This window comes from Streptomyces sp. NPDC005648 (assembly GCF_040605395.1).
Classification (GTDB): domain Bacteria; phylum Actinomycetota; class Actinomycetes; order Streptomycetales; family Streptomycetaceae; genus Streptomyces.
Map to the genome: position 1 here is coordinate 1 of NZ_JBEXCS010000107.1, position 18,534 is coordinate 18,534.

The following is an 18,534-nucleotide window of genomic DNA, read 5'->3' on the forward strand; positions in this document are numbered from 1 at the left end:
AAGGCCACCGGCAAACCCATCGACGTCCGCGTCGCCCACCACTTCACCGTCCGTGGCGGACTCATCGTCCGCTTCGAACAATTCGTCGACACCGCACTCGTACGCGACGCCATGACCGACTGAGTGGCGCGAAGTGCGGCGGCGGAGGAGATATCCGCCGCCGCACTTCCGTTCGCGGACACGGGACATGGTCCGAACCCCGGTGCCTCCATGTGACTGCGCAAGCATGATTGCGCAGTCACACGGCCATGTCTGACATCATTGGGGCTCGATCGAGCACCCGAGGGAGGCACCATGACGCGGGGCACAGGGCGGAGCAGCGGATCCGCCGCGCCGAACAGCGTGGACGTGGCCCGCCTCGCCGGGGTGTCGCAGAAGACGGTGTCACGGGTCTTCAACGATGAGCCCTATGTCTCGGCGGACGCGCGCAGACGGGTCCTCGACGCCGCCGAACAGCTCGGCTACCGGCGCAACAACGCGGCCAGGGCGCTGGCCTCCGGACGCACCCGCTCGATCGGTGTGATCACCCTGGGGACAGCCCTCTACGGTCCCGCCTCGCTGCTCATGGGCGTCGAGCGGGTGGTGCGCGACACCGGGTACGCGCTCCGTGTGGTCAACACGGTGGAGGGCGACCCGGCGGGTCTCGCCGGTGCCGTGGACTCGCTTCTCGACCAGGGGGTGGACGGCATCGTCATCTCCGAGCCGATCGACGAGGAGGGGGACGGCGCGGCGGAGCCGCTCCGGGTAGACGTGCCGGTCCTCGTCATCAGCGCGCCGCCGCCGCCGATCACCTCCCCGGTCGTGCTGACCGCGGGCCGTGGCGCCGACCTGATGGCGCGTGCCGCCACCGAACACCTGCTGGGACTGGGCCATATGACGGTCCATCATCTGGCGGGTCCGCAGCGGTGGTACGCCGCCCGGGACCGGCTGGAGGGATGGCGGGCGACGCTGACGGCGCTGGGCAAGGAGGTGCCGCCGGTCGTCGTGGGCGACTGGTCGGCCGCCTCCGGGTACGCGGCGGGACGGGAGTTCGCCGCGGACCCCGAGGTCACCGCCGTCTTCGCCGCCAACGACGACATGGCGATCGGCCTGGTCCGCTCGCTGAGCGAGGCCGGTCGGCGCGTGCCCGAGGACATCAGTGTGGTCGGCTTCGACGACATCCCCGTCGCCGAGTACGTCACTCCGCCGCTCACCACGGTGCGGCAGCCCTTCGACGCCATGGCGCAGGAAGGGCTCAAGCGTCTGGTCCACGCCATCGAGAACCCGGACGCCGACCCCCTGCCGGCGAGTCCCCCGCCGGTCGACCTCATCATCCGCGCCTCGACGGCGCCCCCGAACGCCAGTTGACCGGTGCCGGCCCCAACCGGGGCCGGCAGGGGGCGCGTTCAGCCGTAGAGGGCGATCCTCGGCTGTACCGTGCCCGCCACGGAGGCGTTGGTCACGGTCAGCCGGTACCGCTCGGTGAGGGTCTCACCGGGGTGCAGGGTGCGCCGGGCGGTCGGCAGGTCGGTGAACAACGTGCCGGTCTGGCTTCCGAGTTGGACGGCCGTCCAGCAGCCGTCCGCCTTCTGCCGCTCGAGTCCGACGTCCGAGGGGCTCAGGAACGGCCCCGCGTCCGGCGACTCCAGCAGGATCTGCGGGGCGACGATCTGGTCGGCCGCCGAGTCGTTGCGGTAGCCGAGGGTGAAGGTGTGCGCGTGCGCGGCGCCGGGCAGCGGGAAGGCGGTCAGGTCGACGAAGTCAACCGGGGCCGCACTGACATGAGTTGAGCTCGCCGCGGCGACCGGCGCCGTGCTCGCCAGCGCGGGGCCCGCGCCGGCCACTCCGGCGAGGGCCACGGTCAGCACCAGGGCTGCCGCGGTCGCGAGACGCCTGTTCTTGGTGGGCACTTGCTGGATCCTCCAGGTGCGAGGGTGGGGGGTACTCCGCGATCATGGTAGGCGCCCCGCGCCGGGGCACGGATCAGCCGAACGGACGAACCGGACCGTCGTGTCCGTCGTCCGAACGGCCGAGGGAGCGGGGCGTCAGCGGTCCCGCAGCCGTACGAGGTGGTACAGCACCGGTATCGCGGTCATGTGGTTCTCCCGCAGGGTGGGCCGCAGGAAGCGGTAGAAGCTCGGCTTGCCGAACTGGCGCAGGGCGGCGGTGGGAAGGCCCATGTCCCAGCGGGCGTGCCCGATGTGCGTGTACCGCGAGGCCGTGGCGTCGAGGGGTTCGAGCAGCAGGGCGTTGTCCAGGCCGGTCTCCACGGCGTACCAGCCCGTGAGGTGCTCCCAGAGTTCGGCGACGTGCCGCGGGTTCTCGCCGAGGAGGTAGTGGAAGAGGAACAGCCCCTGGTGGGTGCGGTCCACGTCGGCGACGCACTTGCCGCAGCGGGCCGCCAGCTCGTGGAGGTCGGTGCCGTGCTGTTCGAGACGCCGGCGCAGGTTGCGGTAGGCGGCGGTGTCCCGCACCGCGGGGATGTCCCGCGGTGACCTGGTCTCCACCAGCGCCACCACGTCGTAGGGAGCGCGGGGCGGGCTGCCCGGCGTGTCCCAGCCGATGGCCGGCGCGACGGCGGCGGCCCGGAACACGCTCGCCCGTTTCACCTCGGCGAGGCTCGCGAGGTCCTCGGCCTCGGCGCGCAGCATGTCCAGCAGCAGCGCCTTGTCGCGGCCGTGGCCGGGCCGGCCGAGGCTTCCGCCGGGCGGCCGGACCGCGGCGGCGAGATGGAGGTAGCCGGACGGCGGCGGCTCGGTGAGCGGGGCCGGGCGGAACTTGGGGCGGGGATGGACGAGGGTGACGCTCATGGGGTCTCCCGCGGGTGCGGTGTTTTCCCTGGCCTGTCGGGCGCCTACCCAGCCAGACGCCCCTCACGCGGATGGGAGGCGGTGGGCGCCGGTGACGTCACCGGTCGGCAGCCCCGGCCCCCGGCCCGAGTGGAACACGAGGGCACGCCGCTAATTCACCCGCCGGCCCGGAGCCGCCGCTGGACAACGCCATGAAGACCATCATCTCCCCGTCGAGGCAGCCGAGTTGGGTCGATCGGAGGCCGCGTCACCACGTACCCGCAAATTGCCTGCGATCTTCGGTCGTACCCGTCATACGCTTGCCTCCGCTGTCTGCCGAGGGAGGACGCATGAGGATCCGGAGCCTGACCCGCACCGAAGCCGAGGAACGGGCCGCGCTGCTGGCGGTCGAGCGGTACGACGTGGAGATCGACCTCACCGACCTGTCCGACGGGCCCGAGGTCCGCTGCGTCTCCACGGTGACCTTCACCTGTCGTGAACCGGGCGCGGGGACCTTCGTGGACTGCGCGGCCCAGGTACGCGGCGCCACCCTGAACGGCGTGGCGCTCACCCCCACCGACGACGGCCGTATCCCGCTGCCGGACCTCGCCGGGCACAACGTGCTGCGGGTGGAGAGCGTCCAGGCCGAGACGGCCGCCGGGCAGGGCGTGCACAAGGCGGTCGACCCCGCGGACGGCGAGGTCTATGTGTGGATGAGCTTCGAGCCGGACGAGGCCCGCTTCGTGTGGGCCTGCTTCGACCAGCCCGACCTCAAGGCCCCGCACGCGTTCACCGTCACGGCCCCGGCCTCCTGGACCGTCCTCAGCAACTCCGGCGAGGCACACGTCGAGGAGCTGGGCCCGGCCCGCCGCTGGACCTTCCCGGACACCCCGCCGCTGTCCGTGTACAACACCGTCGTCAACGCGGGCCCCTTCCACGAGATCCGCCGCGAGAGCGACGGCCACGACCTCGGTCTGTACGCCCGCCGCTCGCTCGCCGAGGTCCTCGACCGCGACGCCGACGACATCCTCACCCTCACCCGTCAGGGCCTCGCCTTCTACGCCGAGGCCTTCGCGATGCCGTTCCCGCAGCGGAGGTACGACCAGGTGTTCGTGCCCGAGTTCGGTGGCGCGATGGAGAACTACGGCTGTGTGACCTGGTCGGACGCGTTCCTGCGGAGGGCCGAACCGACGCCCGCCGAGCGGGAGTTGCTCGCCGTGGTGCTGCTGCACGAGATGGCCCACATGTGGTTCGGCAACATCGTCACCATGCGCTGGTGGGACGACCTCTGGCTGAACGAGGCGTTCGCGGAGTTCGCGTGCCACTGGGCGGCCGAGGGCGCCACCCGGCACACCGACGCCTGGGCGAGCCATCTGGTGGTCGGCAAGATCCGCGCGTACCTGTCCGACCAGGGCCCCGCCTCCCACCCGATCCACCAGCCCATCCACGACGTCGCCCAGGCCGCGTCGATCTTCGACAACATCACCTACCCCAAGGGCGCCTCCGTCCTCCTCCAGCTCATGACCTACGTGGGTGAGGACCGCTTCCGTGCCGGCATGGCCGCCTACTTCGCCCGCCACGCATGGGGCAACACCACCCTCCAGGATCTGATCGACGCCCTCGCCGAGGCCAGTGGGCGCGATCTGACCGCCTGGCGCCGCGCCTGGCTGGAGACGGCCGGCACCGACCGTTTCTCGCTGGAACGCGAGGGCGGGTCCGTCACACTGGTGGCCGCCGGCACCCCCCGACCACAGGTGCTGGCGGTGGGCGCCTACGAGGCGAAGGGCGAGTCCCTCGAACGCGGCGCGCTGGCCCGGGTGGAGGTGACACGGCCGCGCACCCCGATCACCGGTCTGCCGCCCACCGCTGATGTTCTCCTGGTCAACGACGAGGACCTCACCTTCGCCACGACCCGCCCCGACGCCACCACCAGGGACACCCTGTTCCGTACGGCGGCGCGGCTGCCCACGGCCATCTCCCGGGGCGTGGCCGCGGTCACCGTCTGGGACATGCTGACGACCGGCGAGGCCACGGCGGCGGAGGCCGGGCGGTGCATCACGGCGGTCCTCGCGGCCGAGACCTCCGACGCCGTGATCGAGCCCTACCTCACCCTCGCCGCGAACATCGCCGAACTGTGGGCGCCGCCCGCCGAACGTGCCGTCCTGACAAGGGAGTTGGCCGCGGTGTGCCGAGGTCTCGCCGCCGACCCCGGTCGCCGGCAGGTGGCGCTGCGCGGACTGGCCCGCACGGCGGGTGACGCGGACGACCTGTCCTGGCTGCGCGAGCAGGCGGGTGACGACGTGGATCTGCGCTGGCGTGCCCTGGTCCGTGAGGCGGAGCTCGGCACGGACGTGTCCGCCGAGACAGCTCTCCTCCTCGAACGTGACCCGGACCCGGACGCCTGGATCCGCGCCCTCACCGTGCGGGCCGCCGTCCCCGACGCGGCCGCGAAGGCGGAGGTCTGGCAGAAACTGGCCGTGGACCGCCAGGTCCCCATCAGCGGGATCACCCAGGTGGCGGCGGCCTTCTGGCGCCCTTCCCAGGACGCCCTGCTCGCCCCGTACGCCGAGCGGTACCTGGACTCGATCCCTCAGCTCCACCAGGGCGGCATGATCCAGGCGATGGGCTACACGACCCACCTCTTCCCACCGCACGCCATCGACTCCGCGTACATCGAGCAGGCCCAGCAGGCGGCCCAGGAAACCCCTCCCGTGGTCCGCAACTCCCTTCTGGAACGCTCGGACACGGTCAGCCGCATGCTCCGCACCCGCACCCTGTCGGCCTGACATTCCCCCCGCCCGCGGGCCGCGTGTCGTCGGCCGGGATCCGACCGCCGTGTGCGTCAGGAGTCCCGGCCGAGCGAGGGGAGGGACATCGGCGGGCGGACCATGAACACGTCGACCGGGTCCTCGGCCTCCGTGGTGAACCCGTGCCGCTCGTACAGCCGCCGCGCCGGGCTGCCCTGGAGCACGTTCAGCCGGACGGGGACGCCGTCGCGGTCGCAGCGCTCCAGCAGCTCGCGCAGTACGGCCGATCCGACACCGTTGCCGTGGAGGTGGGGGTCGAGGAGGAAGTGCTCCAGCCAGTGGGCGTCCTCGGCGGGCCGCAGCGCCACACAGCCGGCGAGGGCTCCGTCCACCTCGATGATCCAGGTGTGCGCCGGCTCGAACCGGTCCCTCAGCCGCTGCCGCACCCGGTGCTCGTCGTAGCGCCCGAGCCGCTCCAGGTCGGGCCGCATCACCACGGCCCGCAGTTCCACCACGGCCTCGACATCCGACGCGGCGGCCGTCCGCATCCCCCACTCCACCATGATCACCAGGCTACCCGGCGCCCGCTCCAGGACTCCCGGCGTCACCACGGAGCCGTCTTCGCCCCGCGCGTGCTTCCCCTCGACCCCACTTCATCCTGCACACTCACCCCATGGAGACAGCCGAGTTCGTGGAGATCCTGGACCGGGAGGGCGAGCTGCTGGCCGCGGCCGCCGAGTCGGCGGGCTGTGACGCGAAGGTGCCGACCTGTCCTGACTGGCAGGTGCGGGACCTGCTGCGGCACACCGGGATGGTGCACCGCTGGGCCGCCGCGTTCGTCGCCGAGCAGCACACCACGTACCAGCCGGACGGCGGGCTCCCGGAGCTCGACGGCGCCGAACTGCTGGCCTGGTTCCGTCAGGGGCACCGGCGGCTCGTCGACACCCTCGCCTCCGCAGCGCCCGACGTGCGGTGCTGGCACTTCCTGCCCGCGCCGTCGCCGCTCGCGTTCTGGGCCCGGCGGCAGGCGCACGAGACGACCGTGCACCGGTTCGACGCGGAGTCGGCGCGGGGCGGGACGCCGAGCGGGATCGCGCCGTCCTTCGCGGTGGACGGCATCGACGAGCTGCTGTCCGGTTTCCATGCCCGCCCCAGAAGCAGGGTCCGCGCCGAGGAGCCTCGTGTGCTGCGGGTGCGGGCGACCGACACGGACGACGCGGTGTGGACCGTACGACTGTCTCAGGAGCCACCCGCGGCCGTGCGGGAGGCCGACGGGGACGCGGACTGCGAAGTGGCCGGTTCCGCCGCTCGGTTGTACCTGGCGCTGTGGAACCGGCTGCCCTTCCCGAGCGTGACCGGCGATGTCTCGGTCGCCGCGCTGTGGCGCGGGAAGTCTGCCGTCACCTGGAGCTGACTCCCCGTCAGGCGGTCAACATCCTTGTCAGCACCTCGCGTTGCACCGGAAGCACCTCGCGGTGCAGCGCGCGCCCCTTCTTCGTGAGCGTCACCCGCACACCGCGGCGGTCCTCGGGACACATGGTGCGCTCCACCAACGCGTCCTTCTCCAGCCGGGCGATCAGCCGTGACAGCGCGCTCTGGCTCAGATGGACCCGCTCGGCGATCTCCTGCACACGGTAGGCGCAGGACTCGCCGGAGAGCACGTCCAGCACCTCGAAGTCACTCGCGCACAGGCCGTGTTGGTGCAGCGCGCGATCCAGTTCGCACTGGGTGCGGGCATGCAGCGCCAGGATGTCCCGCCATTGGTCCACGAGCGCCTGCTCGGCCTTCTTCGCCTCCATCCGCGCACCGTAGCAGAGAGAGAATTTCATTGCACGTAAATTAAATGCATTTGCATTCGATGCACGCACATGTAGTGTCTGCGGTCATGACCTCTCCGCTCACCACTCCCGCGGCCGCGTCCTCGGATGTCCGCTGGACTCCCCGGCTGTGGGGCACCCTCCTGGTGCTCTGCGCCGCGATGTTCCTGGACGCGCTCGACGTCTCCATGGTCGGCGTGGCGCTGCCGTCCATAGGCTCCGACCTCGACCTGTCCACCTCGACACTGCAGTGGATCGTCAGCGGCTACATCCTGGGCTACGGTGGCCTGCTGCTCCTGGGCGGCCGCACCGCCGACCTGCTCGGCCGACGCCAGGTCTTCCTGGTCGCCCTCGGCGTCTTCGCGCTCGCCTCCCTGCTCGGCGGCCTGGTCGACTCGGGCCCGCTGCTGATCGCCAGCCGATTCATCAAGGGCCTGAGCGCGGCCTTCACCGCTCCCGCCGGCCTGTCGATCATCACCACGACCTTCGCCGAGGGCCCACTGCGCAACCGCGCCCTCTCCATCTACACCACCTGCGCCGCCACCGGCTTCTCCATGGGCCTGGTCCTCTCCGGCCTGCTCACGGAGGCCAGCTGGCGCCTGACCATGCTGCTGCCCGCGCCCATCGCCCTCATCGCCCTGCTGGCCGGTCTGAAGCTGCTGCCGCGCAGCGAGCGCGAGAAGGACCACAACGGCTACGACATCCCCGGCGCCGTTCTCGGCACCGCGTCGATGCTGCTGCTGGTCTTCACCGTCGTCCAGGCACCGCAGGCCGGCTGGGCCTCGGCGCGCACTCTGCTGTCCTTCCTGGCCGTTGCCGCCCTGCTGACGGTGTTCGTCGCCGTGGAGCGGCGCTCGCCCGGCCCGCTGATCCGGCTCGGCGTGCTGCGCTCCGGCAACCAGATCCGCGCCCAGCTCGGCGCGGTGGCCTTCTTCGGCTCGTACGTCGGCTTCCAGTTCCTGACCACGCTCTATATGCAGTCGCTGCTGGGCTGGTCGGCGCTGCACACCGCGCTGGCCTTCCTGCCGGCGGGCGCGCTGGTGGCGGTGTCCTCGACCAAGGTCGGCTCGGTCGTCGACCGGTTCGGCACCCAGCGGCTGATCGCGGCCGGCTTCGCGCTGATGGCCGTCGGATACGCGCTGTTCCTGCGCATCAGCCTCGACCCCTCGTACGCCGTCGTGATCCTGCCGTCCATGCTGCTGATCGGCGCGGCCTGCGCGCTGGTCTTCCCCTCGCTGAACATCCAGGCCACCAACGGGGTCGACGACCACGAGCAGGGCATGGTCTCCGGTCTGCTCAACACCTCGGTGCAGGTCGGCGGCGCCGTCTTCCTGGCCGTCGTGACGGCGGTGGTGACCGCGGGCGCTCCCGAACACGCCACCGCTCGGGGCGTGTTGGACAGCTACCGGCCCGGACTGATGGTGGTGACGGGCGTCGCCGTCGCCGGTCTGCTGATCACCCTGACCGGGCTGCGGACCCGGCGCCCGCGGGGGTCCGTGGTGGTCGCCGGCTCCGCCTCCCCGCAGTCTGAGGAGCGCGTGCCCGCACAGGACCAGCCTGTGTGATGTCGTGATCGGTCCTGCTGACCGGCTCCGTCGGAAGGGCGGACCCGGTCAGCACGGCGGATCCGGCAGGAAGGGCGGACCCGCTGGGGTCACGGTGTGGAGAACAGGCCGGGCCCCGGGGGCGGGGAGCCGTCGGCGCGGACGCTGTTCGTGACCCTCAGGAACTCCAGCTTCTCCGCATCCGGGGAACCCGCTGCCACCGTGTAGACGACGAGGCGGACGTCGCAGCCCGGGACGGTGAGCACGTCGCAGTCGCAGGTCACCTCGCCGACCTGCGGATGCACGACGGTCTTGCGGGCGGAGACGTGCAGTCCGACCGCACCCTGGTCCCACAGCCGGGTGAACTCACCGCTGCTGGACCGCAGTTCCGCGATGAGGTCGATCAGGCCGCGGTCATGGGGGTGGTCGACGAGAGCCGAGCGCAGATCCGCGACGAGGGCGGGGCCCAGGGCGTCGCCGTCCTGGATCACGGGCCAGGACGCCAGCCCTGAGGGCCCGGTGGCGAAGACCGCCCGCGCGAGGTTCCGCTCGGTGGGGGTGCGGGCACTGGGGTCGCCCAGCAGCGACGCCCATGCGGGAGTCCACGACAGCAGGGTCCAGTCGGCGCTGAAGACGCCCGCGGGGAACTCCCCGAGGCGGGCCAGCATCCGCTGCACCCCCGCGGGAACGTGCGTGGAGATCGTCCCTTTCTGGGGAGGGAGGAGGCCGGCCAGCCGGTAGGCGTAGTCGCGTTCCGTGGGCTGTAGCTGCAGTGCCCTGGCCAGGCTCGCGACGACCTGTGCCGAAGGGCTTGTGGCGCGGCCCTGCTCCAGGCGCACCACATAGTCGACCGAGAGACCCGCGAGCTCGGCCAGTTCCTCGCGCCGCAGCCCCACCGCACGGCGTCCGGGCCGTGCGGGCCGGCCCACGTCGATCGGGGAAAGCCGGTCGCGCCAGCGGCGCAATGCCGTGCCCAGGGTCTCGTCCACACGGCCATTGTGTCCGGCGGCGAACCGATGTGCCTGGTACCGGCAGTCCTACCGTCGCCCAGGGCACTGGTTGTCCTCCGGCCTCGGGCCGAGAGTGAACGCATGACAACAACGTTCATCACCGGAGCCAACAAGTCCCTCGGGTACGAGACCGCCCGCCGCCTGATCGAGGCCGGCCACACCGTTCTCGTCGGGGCTCGTGATCGGGAGCGCGGCCAGGCGGCCGCCGAGGCGCTCGGTGCCCGTTTCGTTCAGATCGACGTGACGGACGACGCGTCGGTGGCCGCTGCCGCCGCCGATGTCGCGGCCCACGAGGGCTGCATCGACGTACTGATCAACAACGCGGGTGTCTTCGGGCCGCACAAGTCCGCCGACCAGATCACGGCCGCCGACGCCGGCGCGGTGTTCGAGGTCAATGTCGTCGGGATCGTCCGGGTGACGCACGCGTTCCTGCCCCTGCTGAGCAAGTCCGCACACCCGGTCGTCGTCAATGTCTCCAGCGGTATGGGGTCGTTCGCGGCCACCCACGACCCCGGGCGCGTGGAGTCCAGGAACCTCGCGCCGCTGTATACGGCGTCGAAGGCCGCCGTGACCATGCTGACCACGCAGTACGCGAAGTCCTGGCCGGACGTGAAGGTGAACGCGGCCGACCCGGGCTACACCGCGACCGACTTCAACGGGCACAGCGGCCCGCAGACCGTGACCGAGGGGACCGACGCCATCGTCGAACTCGCCACCATCGGGGCGGACGGCCCGACCGGGACGTTCCGTGACCGCCACGGCGCGGTGGCCTGGTGACGCGCGACGGCGTTCGGAGCGTCCAGCACCGACTGACGCACACGCGCAACACGCCCGTTGCCACGCCGGGCGCCCGTTTGTGACACTCGCACCATGACGACTCACGGGGGACGGCGCAGCCAGGCCGAGCGGGACGCGATGACCGTCGAGATCGGCTACGCGCTGCTCAGTGCGGCATTCGCGGCGGCGGTGGTGCTGGGGGCCGTGGCGGGACCGGCGTTCGCCTTCGACGTGTCCGACGGCGTGCGAGGCACACTCGTCGGCTCGGGGGTCACTGTGGCGGTGGTCGTCTTCTTCGCCCGCGTGATCAGCGTGCTCGTCCGGTTCGCACAGGAACCTCGGGCGCCGCGGACATCGCAGGGCTCGCAGGAATCTCAGCACTCGCAGGGGCCTCAGCCCAGCCAGCCCGGCCGCACCAATCCCGACTCGTAGGCCAGTACGACCAGTTGGGCGCGGTCGCGGGCGCCGAGTTTGACCATGGTGCGGCTGACGTGGGTCTTCGCGGTGAGCGGGCTGACGACCAGCCGCCGGGCGATCTCGTCGTTGGACAGGCCGATGCCGACCAGGGCCATCACCTCCCGCTCCCGCTCGGTGAGTCCGGCCAGGGCGCCCGCGGCCGCGGGTTCCTTGGAACGCGCGGCGAACTCGGCGATGAGCCGGCGCGTCACCCCCGGCGAGAGCAGCGCGTCCCCCTCCACCACCGCCCTTACGGCGCGCAGGAGTTCGTCCGGTTCGGTGTCCTTGACCAGGAAGCCGGAGGCGCCCGAGCGGATCGCCTCGAAGACGTACTCGTCGAGCTCGAAGGTGGTGAGCATGACCACCTTCACTCCACCGGACTCCGGGTCGCCGGTGATACGGCGGGTGGCGGCCAGTCCGTCCAGCAGGGGCATACGGATGTCCATCAGGACGACGTCGGGGCGCAGTTCGCGCACCGCGCGCAGCGCCTCCTCGCCGTCCGCGGCCTCACCGGCCACCTCGATGTCCGGCTGCGCGTCGAGCAGTGCCCTGAATCCGGCCCTGACCAGTGACTGGTCGTCGGCGAGCAGTACGCGGATCACCGGTCCTCCTCCTTGACGCCGTCCTTCAACGGCAGTACGGCGAGCACCCGGAAGCCCCCGTCGTCGCGCGGCCCGGCCTCGATCGTGCCACCCAGCGCGGCGGCCCGCTCCCGCATTCCGGCCAGGCCGTTGCCGCTGCCGCCCGCTTCGGCGCCGGTCGCGGGCCCGTCGTCGTCGACGCACAGCCGTAGCGCCCCGGTCTCGTGTCCCACGTGCACGCGCGCGTGGCGTGAACCGGAGTGCCGTACGACATTGGTGAGCGCCTCCTGGACGATACGGAACGCGGCGAGGTCCGTGCCCGGCGGGAGCCTGGGCGGCTCCCCCTGCACCTCGACCGTCAGGCCCGCGCTCGCCGCCTGCTGCACCAGCTCCGGCAGCCGGTCCAGGCCGGGGGCCGGCTGCCGGGGCGCGTCTCCCGGCGTCCGGAGCGTGTCGAGCACCTGGCGGACCTCGCCGAGTGCCTCCTTGCTGGCGGCCTTGATGGTGGTGAGAGCGGTGCGGGCCTGCTCGGGGTCGGAGTCGAGGAGGGCGAGGCCGACACCCGCCTGCACATTGATGACGGAGATGCTGTGCGCGAGGACGTCGTGGAGCTCGCGGGCGATCCTCAGCCGCTCCTCGTCGGCCCGCCGCCGCGCCGCCTGCGCCCGTTCGGCCCGCTCGCGCGCCCACTGCTCGCGCCGGGTCCGGGCGAGTTCGGCCATCGCCATGATCGCCGCCACCCATGCGGCGATCACCGCCTCCTGCGCCCAGGAGACGGCCGAGTCGCCGGACGGCGGCAGCCATCGGTACAGCCAGTGGGCGACCAGTACATGCCCCGCCCACAGCATGCCCACCGCGCCCCAGGCGGCGCGCCGGTGCCCCGTGACCACGGCGCTGAAGCAGGCCACGACGACGGTGAGGAAGACGGGCCCGTACACATAGCCGGCGCCGAGATACACCGTCGCTGCGGCCGCCGTACCGAACGCGACGAGCACCGGATACCGCTTCCGCCACAGCAGCAGCCCCGACGCGACGAGCAGGAGCACACGCGCGAAGACGTCCAGTGCGGCGCGCTCGCCCTCCTGGTGCTGGGCGGCGAAATGGGAGCCGCCGAGGACGAGGAAGGTGATCACCACGGTGGAACGCCATGGCCACCGGGCGCCTCGGCGCCCCTCGCCGTCCCAGTGCCGCAGCCACGGCGGCCCCGCCCACCGGGGCACCCCGCCCTCGCGCACACCCTGCCGCTCCTCCATGACGGCCACGCTAGACGCCAATTGCCCTGGTGGACGTCACCCGAGCGTGGCGATCACACATACTCCCCGGGAAGTACGCCGCCTGCGGCCCGGGCCGGCCACGCGTGAGCTCGTCGAGGTCGGCGACTTCGACCTCGGACTCGAAAGTGAGGTCGTGTCATCCCCGCGCCCCGGGTGTCCGGTCCGGCAGTCCGACCCCCCGGGCGATCTGCCCCACCGCGTGACGGAAGAACCTGTCCCGGTCCTCGACGACGCGGTTGAACTGTCCGAACAGTTCGAAACCGATCAGGCCGAACAGCTGGGCCCACGCCGCGACCAGGGCCGCTGCCACGGGTGGGGGGAGGTCGGGGGCGATGTCGGCGGACAGGCGCTCCGCTTCGGGGCGCAGTTCGACGGCGAGGGAAGGGACGGTGACTCCGGGGCCCTTGACGGCGTCACGGACGATGCCGATCAGGACGAACGCGACGCGGGAGGCCGCGGGGACGGTGGTGTCGGGCGCGACATAGCCCGGGACCGGGGAGCCGTAGATCAGGGCGTACTCGTGCGGGTTGGCGAGGGCCCAGGCGCGGACGGCCTCACAGACCGCGGTCCAGCGCCGGACCGCGCCGGCGCCTGCGGTGGCCTTGTGCGCGGACTCCGCCGCTTCCCCCACGGCGTCGTACGCGTCGATGATGAGCGCGGTCAGCAGGTCGTCCCGGCTGGGGAAGTAGCGGTAGATCGCGGAGGAGACCATGCCGAGTTCGCGCGCGACGGCCCGCAGGGAGAGCTTGGCGGCGCCCTCGGCCGCGAGTTGTCTGCGCGCCTCGTCCTTGATGGCGGCGGTGACTTCGATCCTGGCTCGGGCGCGGGCGCTGTGGGGGGTGCTCATGCGATGCAGTGTGCCATGAAAGGAGAGCAGCGCACACAAACGAGAGCGCCGCACAAAAAAGAGAGCAGTGCTCTTGCTTTGGATCACCGATCTGGTGCAGACTCTTCTCAGGCAAGCGAGAGCAGTGCTCACAAAAGAGAGCGGCGCTCACGCACTCCGCCGACGCACATGGCTCGACCGACACGCTCCACCCGACGCACAACCCGATAGGGGTCATCATGTCCACGCACGTCCAGAAGCCCGGCTGGTTCACCGTCAACGTCTTCAATCGCGCCGTCGCCTGGATGACCCGGCGCGGCATCAGCATCTGGGGCTCCCGGGTCCTCGCCGTCCGCGGCCGCAAGAGCGGCGAGTGGCGCACCACCCCCGTCAACCTGCTGGTCGTCGACGGCCGGCAGTACCTGCTCGCCCCGCGCGGACACGTCCAGTGGACGCACAACATGCGCGCCGCCGGCGGTGGTGAGCTGCACCTCGGCAAGAAGGTGGAGGCGTTCACCGCCACCGAGGTCGCCGACGACGACAAGGTCCCTCTGCTGCGCGCCTACCTCAAGCGCTGGAAGGCCGAGGTCGGAGTCTTCTTCAACGGCGTGGGACCCGACTCCCCCGACGCGGACCTGCGCCGCATCGCGCCCGACCACCCGGTCTTCCGGATCACCGTCAAGAGCTGACCTCGGTGGCCGCGCTCCCCCCGCTCGCCCCGCCGTGCCCCTCGCCGCTCGCCCCGCTCTTCGTCTCGGCGCCCTCGCCGCCCTCGACGGCATTCGCCGGACGCCGGTCCATCGCGTGCAGCGCCCGCTGGGCCATGGGGTGGCTGCGGACGATCTCGCCGAGGGAGGTCGAGCCCTGGGTGATCTCCCTGAACGCGTTCCACGCCGGCCGGAATCCGGTGAGCGCCGCGTGGAACAGGCCGGGGCGACGCTCGAAGACCGTCAGCATCCGCTTGCCGACGCTCATCTCGACGCCGAGCCCCGCCTTGATGGCGAACGCGTAGTTCAGGGCCTGACGGCGGGTGTCCACCGCGTCGTGCGCCTCGGCGATCCGCACCGCCCACTCCCCCGCGAGCCGCCCCGAGCGCAGCGCGAACGAGATGCCCTCGCGCGTCCACGGCTCCAGCAGACCGGCCGCGTCCCCGCACACCAGCACCCGCCCGCGCGAGAGCGGGGAGTCGTCGGCGCGGCAACGGGTCAGGTGGCCGGAGGAGATGCTCGGTTCGAACCCGGCGAGACCGAGCCGCCCGACGAACTCCTCCAGATACCGCTTGGTCGCGGCGCCTTCACCGCGCGCCGAGATCACACCGACGGTGAGCGTGTCCCCCTTCGGGAACACCCAGCCGTAACTCCCGGGCATCGGGCCCCAGTCGATGAGCACCCGGCCCTTCCAGTCCTCGGCGACGGTCTCCGGCACCGGGATCTCCGCCTCCAGACCCAGGTCCACCTGGTCGAGCTTGACCCCGACGTGCGCTCCTATCCGGCTCGCGCTGCCGTCCGCGCCGACCACGGCCCGGGCCAGCAACGTCTCGCCGCCCTGGAGGACCACGGCGACCGAGCGCCGGTCCGGCACCGCCGAGCCGTGCTGCTCGACCCGCGACACCGTGACGCCCGTACGCAGTTCGGCGCCGGCCTTCTGGGCGTGCTCGACCAGCTGCTGGTCGAACTCGGGGCGGTTGATCAGCCCGAACAGCATCTGCTTGGAGCGACGGGTGCGGGTGAAGCGGCCGTTGTGGGAGAAGGTGATCGCGTGCACCCGGTCGCGCAGCGGCAGCTCGAAACCGGGCGGCAGGGCGTCGCGCGAGGGTCCGATGATGCCGCCGCCGCATGTCTTGTAGCGGGGCAGCTCGGCTTTCTCCAGCAACAGCACACGCCGCCCCGCGACCGCCGCCGCATAGGCGGCCGAGGCCCCCGCGGGTCCCGCGCCCACCACGACGACGTCCCACACCTGCTGCACGTCGTCCGCCGAAGAGTTCTCGCTGCTCACGATGGTCTACTGCTCCCGATCAAGCCGCTGCCGCACCTGTCCTCCGCATCCTACGGCGGACGTCGCCGCAGGCCACTGTGGGAGGATCCCGATATCCACTCGTACAACGTCGCACCCACGAGGAGCGTGCCCATGTCGTCGATTCCGGTCGCCGAGACGAACCCGGTCGCCCAGACCGTCGCCTCGCTGATGCCGAGGGCGAGGGCCGAGCTCGCCGAGCTGGTGGCCTTCAAGTCGGTGGCGGACTTCGACCAGTTCCCGAAGAGCGAGAGCGAGGGCGCCGCGAACTGGGTCGCCGCCGCGCTGCGCGCGGAGGGTTTCCAGGACGTGGCCCTGCTCGACACCCCCGACGGCACCCAGTCCGTCTACGGCTTCCTGCCCGGCCCCGAGGGCGCGAAGACGGTCCTTCTCTACGCCCACTACGACGTGCAGCCGCCGCTCGACGAGGCCGGCTGGACCACCCCGCCGTTCGAGCTGACCGAGCGCGACGGCCGCTGGTACGGGCGGGGGGCCGCCGACTGCAAGGGCGGCGTGATCATGCACCTGCTCGCCCTGCGCGCGCTGAAGGCGAACGGCGGAGTGCCGGTGCACATCAAGGTGATCGCCGAGGGCTCGGAGGAGATGGGCACGGGCGGTCTGGAGCGGTACGCGGAGGACCACCCCGATCTGCTCGCCGCCGACACCATCGTCATCGGCGACGCGGGCAACTTCCGCGTCGGCCTGCCGACGGTCACCTCCACGCTGCGCGGTATGACCCTCCTGCGTGTCCAGGTCGACACCCTCGAAGGCAACCTGCACTCCGGTCAGTTCGGCGGCGCCGCCCCGGACGCGCTGGCCGCGCTGATCCGCGTACTCGACTCACTGCGCGCGGAGGACGGCTCCACGACGGTCGACGGGCTGGCGTCCGACGACGAGTGGGAGGGTCTGGCGTACGAGGAGGAACAGTTCCGCGCCGACGCCAAGGTCCTGGACGGCGTACGGCTGATCGGCTCGGGCACGGTCGCCGACCGTATCTGGGCGCGGCCCGCGGTGACCGTGCTCGGCATCGACTGCCCGCCGGTCGTCGGCGCCACCCCGTCCGTGCAGGCCGGCGCCCGCGCCCTGGTCAGCCTGCGGGTGCCGCCGGGCGTGGACGCGGCCGAGGCGACCAAGCTGCTCCAGGCCCATATCGAGGCGCACACGCCGTGGGGCGCCCGGATCCACATCGAGCAGGTCGGCCAGGGCCAGCCCTTCAGCGCCGACACGACCAGCCCGGCGTACGCGGCCATGTCAGAGGCCATGTCGGTCGCCTACCCCGGCCAGGAGATGCAGTACGCTGGCCAGGGCGGCTCCATCCCGCTCTGCAACACCCTCGCCTCCCTCTACCCGCAGGCGGAGATCCTGCTGATCGGCCTGAGCGAGCCGGAGGCCCAGATCCACGCGGTCAACGAAAGCGTGTCCCCCCAGGAACTGGAGCGCCTCTCAGTGACGGAAGCCCTGTTCCTCCACAACTACGCGACAAACTGACCGAACCCGAGCTGTACGGCCTCCGGAGGCCGTGGCCGAGTTGGTCGTGCGGCATGCGGGGGCGGCCGTCGTGATGGACGACTTCAGCCGGCGGTTTCGGCGACGGGTGACGGAGTGGGAACCCCTGCCTCCAGGTACAGCGCGGCGCCCCGCTCCCGGGCACGCAGCGCCCAGCGCAGACGCTCGTAGCGGACCGGTGGAAGGAGATGGACGGCCTCCTCCTCGCTGACGAAGCGCCATTCGCGCAGCTCGGGGCCGGGTAGCAGCAGCCGGCCCGCCTCCTCGGAGTCGAGGCGCCCGCCGTCGAAGAGGAGGCGCAGACCGCCGTAGGCGGGGGGTGCGGGGGCCTCCCAGTCGATGACCAGGAGGCGGGGTACGTCGGCGAGGTGGACGCCGGTCTCCTCGGCGACCTCGCGCATACCGGCGCGGGCGGGCGCCTCACCGGGTTCGACGACCCCGCCGGGGAACTCCCAGCCGGCCTTGTAGGTGGGGTCGACCAGCAGGACCCGGTCCTGTTCGTCGAAGAGGAGGACACCCGCGGCGAGCGTCTCGGCGGTCGGCTCGGGCGTCTGCACGATGTCGCAGACCGGTACTTCGCCACTGCCGACGGCTTCGGCGACCCGGACCGCGGTCTCGTAGGGGGTGAGGGAGCTGGTGTCGACGGGGTGGGCGTCGGTTGTGAGCCAGGAGGCGAGGGCGCTGCGGTACGGCTCGATATGGTCGTACGACCACTGCCGTATCCGTATCTCTCCGTCCGGGAGGTCCGGCGGGAGGTCCCGCGCGGCTATTCGCTCACGCAGGATCGTTTCCGCCGGGGCGAGGAGGACATGCCGGACGCCGATGCGGCGCGCGGCGAGGCCGCCGAAGATCTCGTCGCGGTACTCCTGACGCAGCAGGGTCATGGGGATCACCAGGGTCCCGCCGAGCTCGGCGAGCATGGCGGCGGCCGTGTCGATCACCAGGCGCCGCCAGATGGGCAGGTCCTGGTAGTCGCCGACCTCCGCGAGGTGCTTGGCCGGCAGCAGGTATGGCAGTGCCGCGCCGATCACCTCGGGGTCGAAGAGCGTGCTGTTCGGGATCAGGTCGATCAGTTCCCGTGCGGTGGTGGTCTTTCCCGCACCGAACGCGCCGTTGATCCAAACGACGGTCACGGTTCCCCCTCTTCTGTTGGCCCCCTGAGGCTTGCCCGCAACACCCTGCCACGGAAACCAGCCCCAGTTGAGGGCGCACATA

Annotated in this window: 18 protein-coding genes and 1 pseudogene; 9 read left to right on the forward strand and 10 right to left on the reverse strand. The window is 71.7% G+C overall.

The genetic code is table 11. The features are described from left to right. Nucleotides 1–123 (forward strand): annotated as a pseudogene (locus ABZT17_RS38665) (DUF4440 domain-containing protein); the annotation flags it as partial. 171 nt (nucleotides 124–294) lie between these two features. Further along, on the forward strand, nucleotides 295–1,347 hold the full coding sequence (locus tag ABZT17_RS38670) for a LacI family DNA-binding transcriptional regulator (RefSeq protein WP_356356331.1): 1,053 nt from the start codon (nucleotides 295–297) through the stop codon (nucleotides 1,345–1,347). Between the two features lie 38 nt (nucleotides 1,348–1,385). On the opposite strand, the gene ABZT17_RS38675 is transcribed toward ABZT17_RS38670, so the two are convergent. Both ABZT17_RS38675 and ABZT17_RS38680 read right to left on the reverse strand, forming a co-directional pair. Beyond that, nucleotides 1,386–1,889: a signal peptide protein gene (locus ABZT17_RS38675; protein WP_356356333.1), complete on the reverse strand. Its 504-nt coding sequence runs from the start codon at nucleotides 1,887–1,889 to the stop codon at nucleotides 1,386–1,388. Nucleotides 1,890–2,024: 135 nt separating this feature from the next. Beyond that, complete coding sequence (locus ABZT17_RS38680; RefSeq protein WP_356356335.1) at nucleotides 2,025–2,789, reverse strand: hypothetical protein; 765 nt, start codon at nucleotides 2,787–2,789, stop codon at nucleotides 2,025–2,027. A gap of 329 nt (nucleotides 2,790–3,118) precedes the next feature. Between ABZT17_RS38680 and pepN the strand changes: the two genes are divergently transcribed. Next, nucleotides 3,119–5,554 (forward strand): aminopeptidase N, encoded by a 2,436-nt coding sequence (gene pepN / locus ABZT17_RS38685; RefSeq protein WP_356356337.1) that lies wholly within the window; start codon nucleotides 3,119–3,121, stop codon nucleotides 5,552–5,554. 56 nt (nucleotides 5,555–5,610) lie between these two features. On the opposite strand, the gene ABZT17_RS38690 is transcribed toward pepN, so the two are convergent. After that, nucleotides 5,611–6,078: a GNAT family N-acetyltransferase gene (locus tag ABZT17_RS38690; RefSeq protein ID WP_356356381.1), complete on the reverse strand. Its 468-nt coding sequence runs from the start codon at nucleotides 6,076–6,078 to the stop codon at nucleotides 5,611–5,613. 110 nt (nucleotides 6,079–6,188) lie between these two features. Here ABZT17_RS38690 and ABZT17_RS38695 point away from each other — a divergent pair, with 110 nt between their 5' ends. Further along, a complete protein-coding gene (locus ABZT17_RS38695) occupies nucleotides 6,189–6,929 on the forward strand; it encodes a maleylpyruvate isomerase family mycothiol-dependent enzyme (RefSeq protein WP_356356339.1) in 741 nt (246 codons plus the stop codon). 7 nt (nucleotides 6,930–6,936) lie between these two features. Here ABZT17_RS38695 and ABZT17_RS38700 read toward each other — a convergent pair whose 3' ends face one another. Continuing rightward, on the reverse strand, nucleotides 6,937–7,314 hold the full coding sequence (locus tag ABZT17_RS38700) for a MarR family transcriptional regulator (protein WP_356356383.1): 378 nt from the start codon (nucleotides 7,312–7,314) through the stop codon (nucleotides 6,937–6,939). Nucleotides 7,315–7,400: 86 nt separating this feature from the next. Here ABZT17_RS38700 and ABZT17_RS38705 point away from each other — a divergent pair, with 86 nt between their 5' ends. After that, a complete protein-coding gene (locus ABZT17_RS38705) occupies nucleotides 7,401–8,897 on the forward strand; it encodes an MFS transporter (RefSeq protein WP_356356341.1) in 1,497 nt (498 codons plus the stop codon). Nucleotides 8,898–8,986: 89 nt separating this feature from the next. On the opposite strand, the gene ABZT17_RS38710 is transcribed toward ABZT17_RS38705, so the two are convergent. Further along, nucleotides 8,987–9,865, reverse strand: a complete 879-nt coding sequence (locus ABZT17_RS38710; RefSeq protein ID WP_356356343.1) for a helix-turn-helix transcriptional regulator — start codon at nucleotides 9,863–9,865, stop codon at nucleotides 8,987–8,989. A gap of 102 nt (nucleotides 9,866–9,967) precedes the next feature. On the opposite strand from ABZT17_RS38710, the gene ABZT17_RS38715 reads away from it, so the two are divergent. Together ABZT17_RS38715 and ABZT17_RS38720 are read left to right on the forward strand one after the other, a co-directional pair. Beyond that, nucleotides 9,968–10,663: an SDR family NAD(P)-dependent oxidoreductase gene (locus ABZT17_RS38715; protein WP_356356345.1), complete on the forward strand. Its 696-nt coding sequence runs from the start codon at nucleotides 9,968–9,970 to the stop codon at nucleotides 10,661–10,663. A gap of 93 nt (nucleotides 10,664–10,756) precedes the next feature. Next, nucleotides 10,757–11,095 carry a DUF6332 family protein gene (locus tag ABZT17_RS38720; RefSeq protein ID WP_356356347.1) on the forward strand — a complete coding sequence of 113 codons (339 nt, stop codon included), beginning with the start codon at nucleotides 10,757–10,759 and terminating at the stop codon, nucleotides 11,093–11,095. Here the strand turns inward: ABZT17_RS38720 and ABZT17_RS38725 are convergent. The 3 genes from ABZT17_RS38725 to ABZT17_RS38735 all read right to left on the reverse strand — a co-directional run bounded on the left by ABZT17_RS38725 (nucleotide 11,056) and on the right by ABZT17_RS38735 (nucleotide 13,821). Continuing rightward, nucleotides 11,056–11,721, reverse strand: a complete 666-nt coding sequence (locus tag ABZT17_RS38725; protein WP_356356349.1) for a response regulator transcription factor — start codon at nucleotides 11,719–11,721, stop codon at nucleotides 11,056–11,058. The two genes, ABZT17_RS38720 and ABZT17_RS38725, sit on opposite strands and share 40 nt — an antisense overlap. Beyond that, nucleotides 11,718–12,953: a sensor histidine kinase gene (locus ABZT17_RS38730; RefSeq protein ID WP_356356351.1), complete on the reverse strand. Its 1,236-nt coding sequence runs from the start codon at nucleotides 12,951–12,953 to the stop codon at nucleotides 11,718–11,720. Before ABZT17_RS38730 ends, ABZT17_RS38725 begins: the two co-directional genes overlap by 4 nt. A gap of 157 nt (nucleotides 12,954–13,110) precedes the next feature. Continuing rightward, entirely contained in the window at nucleotides 13,111–13,821 is a 711-nt protein-coding gene (locus tag ABZT17_RS38735; RefSeq protein WP_356356353.1) for a TetR/AcrR family transcriptional regulator, read from the reverse strand. Nucleotides 13,822–14,039: 218 nt separating this feature from the next. On the opposite strand from ABZT17_RS38735, the gene ABZT17_RS38740 reads away from it, so the two are divergent. Then, entirely contained in the window at nucleotides 14,040–14,489 is a 450-nt protein-coding gene (locus ABZT17_RS38740; RefSeq protein WP_356356355.1) for a nitroreductase family deazaflavin-dependent oxidoreductase, read from the forward strand. Here ABZT17_RS38740 and ABZT17_RS38745 read toward each other — a convergent pair. Continuing rightward, nucleotides 14,479–15,795, reverse strand: coding sequence for a geranylgeranyl reductase family protein (locus tag ABZT17_RS38745; RefSeq protein WP_356356358.1), 1,317 nt, complete (start codon nucleotides 15,793–15,795; stop codon nucleotides 14,479–14,481). The genes ABZT17_RS38740 and ABZT17_RS38745 overlap by 11 nt on opposite strands. Before the next feature lie 132 nt (nucleotides 15,796–15,927). Between ABZT17_RS38745 and ABZT17_RS38750 the strand changes: the two genes are divergently transcribed. Continuing rightward, entirely contained in the window at nucleotides 15,928–17,301 is a 1,374-nt protein-coding gene (locus ABZT17_RS38750; RefSeq protein WP_356356360.1) for a dipeptidase, read from the forward strand. Between the two features lie 83 nt (nucleotides 17,302–17,384). On the opposite strand, the gene ABZT17_RS38755 is transcribed toward ABZT17_RS38750, so the two are convergent. Next, nucleotides 17,385–18,452, reverse strand: a complete 1,068-nt coding sequence (locus ABZT17_RS38755) for an NUDIX domain-containing protein (RefSeq protein ID WP_356356362.1) — start codon at nucleotides 18,450–18,452, stop codon at nucleotides 17,385–17,387. Nucleotides 18,453–18,534 lie beyond the last annotated feature (82 nt).

What these genes read in the sequence shown, in the direction of transcription:
- ABZT17_RS38670 (WP_356356331.1), top strand. Translation starts at nt 295, where the DNA reads ATGACGCGGGGCACAGGGCGGAGCAGCGGATCCGCCGCGCCGAACAGC.
- ABZT17_RS38680 (WP_356356335.1), bottom strand. Translation starts at nt 2,789, where the DNA reads ATGAGCGTCACCCTCGTCCATCCCCGCCCCAAGTTCCGCCCGGCCCCG.
- pepN (WP_356356337.1), top strand. Translation starts at nt 3,119, where the DNA reads ATGAGGATCCGGAGCCTGACCCGCACCGAAGCCGAGGAACGGGCCGCG.
- ABZT17_RS38690 (WP_356356381.1), bottom strand. Translation starts at nt 6,078, where the DNA reads ATGGTGGAGTGGGGGATGCGGACGGCCGCCGCGTCGGATGTCGAGGCC.
- ABZT17_RS38695 (WP_356356339.1), top strand. Translation starts at nt 6,189, where the DNA reads ATGGAGACAGCCGAGTTCGTGGAGATCCTGGACCGGGAGGGCGAGCTG.
- ABZT17_RS38700 (WP_356356383.1), bottom strand. Translation starts at nt 7,314, where the DNA reads ATGGAGGCGAAGAAGGCCGAGCAGGCGCTCGTGGACCAATGGCGGGAC.
- ABZT17_RS38705 (WP_356356341.1), top strand. Translation starts at nt 7,401, where the DNA reads ATGACCTCTCCGCTCACCACTCCCGCGGCCGCGTCCTCGGATGTCCGC.
- ABZT17_RS38715 (WP_356356345.1), top strand. Translation starts at nt 9,968, where the DNA reads ATGACAACAACGTTCATCACCGGAGCCAACAAGTCCCTCGGGTACGAG.
- ABZT17_RS38720 (WP_356356347.1), top strand. Translation starts at nt 10,757, where the DNA reads ATGACGACTCACGGGGGACGGCGCAGCCAGGCCGAGCGGGACGCGATG.
- ABZT17_RS38730 (WP_356356351.1), bottom strand. Translation starts at nt 12,953, where the DNA reads ATGGAGGAGCGGCAGGGTGTGCGCGAGGGCGGGGTGCCCCGGTGGGCG.
- ABZT17_RS38735 (WP_356356353.1), bottom strand. Translation starts at nt 13,821, where the DNA reads ATGAGCACCCCCCACAGCGCCCGCGCCCGAGCCAGGATCGAAGTCACC.
- ABZT17_RS38740 (WP_356356355.1), top strand. Translation starts at nt 14,040, where the DNA reads ATGTCCACGCACGTCCAGAAGCCCGGCTGGTTCACCGTCAACGTCTTC.
- ABZT17_RS38750 (WP_356356360.1), top strand. Translation starts at nt 15,928, where the DNA reads ATGTCGTCGATTCCGGTCGCCGAGACGAACCCGGTCGCCCAGACCGTC.